This is a genomic window from Actinomadura darangshiensis (assembly GCF_004349235.1).
Lineage (GTDB): Bacteria > Actinomycetota > Actinomycetes > Streptosporangiales > Streptosporangiaceae > Spirillospora > Spirillospora darangshiensis.
Map to the genome: position 1 here is coordinate 1 of NZ_SMKY01000540.1, position 2828 is coordinate 2828.

Annotated in this window: 5 protein-coding genes; 1 reads left to right on the top strand and 4 read right to left on the bottom strand. The window is 72.1% G+C overall.

The annotated features are described in order from the left end of the window. The 3 genes from E1293_RS46060 to E1293_RS46070 form a co-directional block, all read right to left on the bottom strand. The coding region (locus tag E1293_RS46060) for a hypothetical protein (RefSeq protein ID WP_132206336.1) at window positions 1–251 on the bottom strand (251 nt) is incomplete at its 3' end. A gap of 14 nt (window positions 252–265) precedes the next feature. Next, window positions 266–511, bottom strand: coding sequence for a hypothetical protein (locus E1293_RS46065; RefSeq protein WP_132206338.1), 246 nt, complete (start codon window positions 509–511; stop codon window positions 266–268). Then, on the bottom strand, window positions 511–936 hold the full coding sequence (locus tag E1293_RS46070; protein WP_132206340.1) for a hypothetical protein: 426 nt from the start codon (window positions 934–936) through the stop codon (window positions 511–513). The genes E1293_RS46065 and E1293_RS46070 overlap by 1 nt, the downstream gene beginning before the upstream one ends. A gap of 192 nt (window positions 937–1128) precedes the next feature. On the opposite strand from E1293_RS46070, the gene E1293_RS46075 reads away from it, so the two are divergent. Next, a complete protein-coding gene (locus E1293_RS46075) occupies window positions 1129–2301 on the top strand; it encodes a helix-turn-helix domain-containing protein (protein ID WP_132206342.1) in 1173 nt (390 codons plus the stop codon). 77 nt (window positions 2302–2378) lie between these two features. Here E1293_RS46075 and E1293_RS46080 read toward each other — a convergent pair. Next, on the bottom strand, window positions 2379–2828 hold a 450-nt coding region (locus E1293_RS46080; protein WP_207939519.1), incomplete at its 5' end, for an RDD family protein.

Below are 2828 nucleotides of genomic sequence, written 5' to 3' on the forward strand. Positions count from 1 at the left end.
CGGCGGGGCGGAGCACGCGGCGGCGCTCGGCCTGGGCGTGCTCGGGGGGGGGGCGAGCCCGCGGCCGGGCCCGTCCGCCACTCGTAGGCGGTGCCGTCCCAGCCGACGAGGTAGGGGCCGACGTCGCGGTAGGTGACGCTGACTCGACGCAGCCCCTCTTCCTCGTCCAGCACGATCGCCACAGCGACCTGGGGAGCGCGGCGCCGCACGGCCGCATGGAGGACCTCTGCGGGCCCGAAGATGTCTCGCATGTTGGGCTCCCGCATCAGTAGTGGTGGCGTGGCGCGTGGTTCGGCCTGGCGGCGGACTGGACGGGCGGCACGCCCGACCGCGAAGGCAAGATGGGCTGCGCCAGGGCCGCGTAACCGTGTGCTCCGAGTTCGGTCAGGCGGCGGCCGAGTTCGGCCTGGGAGGCGGCCTCGACCAGGCGCCACCGTCCCGCGCCGTCACGCGCGACCGCCCACCAACTGCCCGTCGCCTTCCCGTACCAGCAGGTCACCGGGTTCGGCATCAGGACTCCCCCAGCCCGCACAGCACGCGCTCCGCGGCTCCGGCGACATTGCTGATCGCGCCGATCGGTACGCCGGACGTCCAGCTGTAGAGGCCGCGTCCGGCCACGATGGTGCGGCGGATGCTCCGTGACGATTCGGCGATGACAGCTTGCCCGTACACCTGCGCCGTCACGCCGTGCCCGCGCAGAATCTCGGCGAGCGCGTGGGTCGCGCGGCGGCAGTCAAGCCGGTCGGCCTCGTCCAGCAGCGTCCGCAGTTCGGCGGGCGAGCCGGCGGCGATCACCAGGGGCGGGGCCATGTCGCGGGACGCCCGCAACACCGGCGGCTCCTGGACGAGTTCGATCGTCCAACCGGGGAACTCGGCGGCGAGCCCACCGATGTCCGTCTCACCCGCCATCGGGCGGCCGCCCCTAGCATCGTTCACAGGTCCGACCTCCATCGGGCCAGGCCCCGGAACCACCGGCGTTCGCGCGCCGGCCGGGGCCGCTTTCGTGTCAGCGACACCTTTCGCACCCCACCTGACCGCAGTCAGCATTAGCGTGGAAGGCGCTGCGTGCTGCCGACCCGGCGGGCAGTGTCAGGCAGCGGGTCAACCCGGGGCGAAACGGGCGAGGCGATGGTCACCTTCGGTGAGAAGCTCCGTCAGCTCATGGCGGAGCGCGGGATCAGCCAGCGAAAGCTCGCGCGACTGGTCCCCTGTGATGACGGATTCCTGTCCCGCATCGGCAACGACCGCAGACGCCCCTCCCCCGAGTTGGCGGCGCGGCTGGACGAGTTGCTCGACGCGGGTGGTGAGCTGGCCGCACTGCGTCCCTCCACGTTGCCGCCTACGCCCAGGGGCGGCACTGACGAGGAGATCGAGGCGCTGGACCTCGCGCGTCGCGTCGCCGCCAGCGAGGTCGGAGACGACATGCTCGTCGCGCTGGAGATGGTCGTGGACGAGTTGGCGTCCGCGTATGCGCTCACCCCGCCGGCCGACCTGCTGCCCCGGATCCGGCGCCACCTCGGTTACGTGTCCGCGCTCCTTGACGCACGCATGACGCTGGCCGAACGCCGCCGCCTGATCGTGATCGGCGCCTGGCTGTCGCTGCTCGCCGCAACCTGCGACATCGACCTGGGCCAGAATCTCATCGCCGCGGCACGGCTGCGGACTGCCGCACAGCTCGCCGAGCACGCCGACCGCCCGGAGATTCTCGCGTGGGTGCTGGAGACCCGCGCGTGGCAGCGACTCACAGACGGGGACTGCCGGGAAGCGATCAAGCTGGCGCGGGGAGCGCAGGAGGTCGCGCCCCGCAAGTCGTCGGCGTTCATCCAGGCGACCGCGCAGGAGGGCCGCGTGTGGGCGCGGCTCGGCGCCGGCCCGGAGACGCGTGACGCCCTCGCGCGGGTGGATCGGCTCGTGGAACCCCTCGCGCGGCCTGATCGGCCCGAACATCACTACCGGTACGACCCGACCAAGCGTGAGGCGTACACGGCGACCACGCTCGCCTGGGTCGGGGATCCGGCGGCCGAGGCGCATGCGCGGGAGATCGTGGCGCGGTTGGAGCGGCCGTCCGACGGCCCGGCGCGGCCGAGGCGGGCGGCGTCCGCGCGGCTCGACCTGGCACTCGCCCTGTTCGCGGGAGATCAACCCGCGCAGGCGGCGCACACCGCGCTGGAGGCGGTGGAGAGCGGTCGGCTGGTGCCGTCGAACTACTGGCGGGTGAGTCAGGTGATCACGGCGGTGGAGGCGCGAGGCGTGCCGGAGGCCGCTGAGCTGCAGGAGGCGTACCGCGAGCTGTGCTCCTGAGTGATGTCCGGCCGCGCGAGGTCGCGGCCAGGCCGGCCTCAAAGCCGATGTCGCGTTCGCGTGGCCGTCCAGGCGCTTTAGTCGTGGTCGCTCGGGGGTGTGGTGACGACTGCGGTGGTCATTAGTTTGTCGGCGAAGGTTTGGTGGCGTGGGTCCCAGAGGGGCCATAGGTAGCCGGCGTAGCAGGGGAGGCTGTCCAGGACGTGGGCCAGTCTGCGTAGGAATGCTTTGCCAAAGCCGATGGGGGCCGGGTTGTCGGCGTGCTGGAGTCTTATCTTGAGGAGCCGTTTTCCCGGGGTCTGGCCGGTCAGACCTTCCTGGCGGCACAGCCACAGGGCCGTGGCGAGCATGCCCAGGTAGGCGGCCGCCACGAGGAGCGGGACGAGCCAGTCCATGATCAAGCCGGGGTCGGCGTCCAGGGCCTTGCCTGCCAGGGTGACGAGCAGCAGCAGAGCGAAGACCGCGATCGGGGGGACGGCGAGGCAGAGGCCGTCCACCAGTGTGGCGAGCACCCGGCGGTTCCAGGG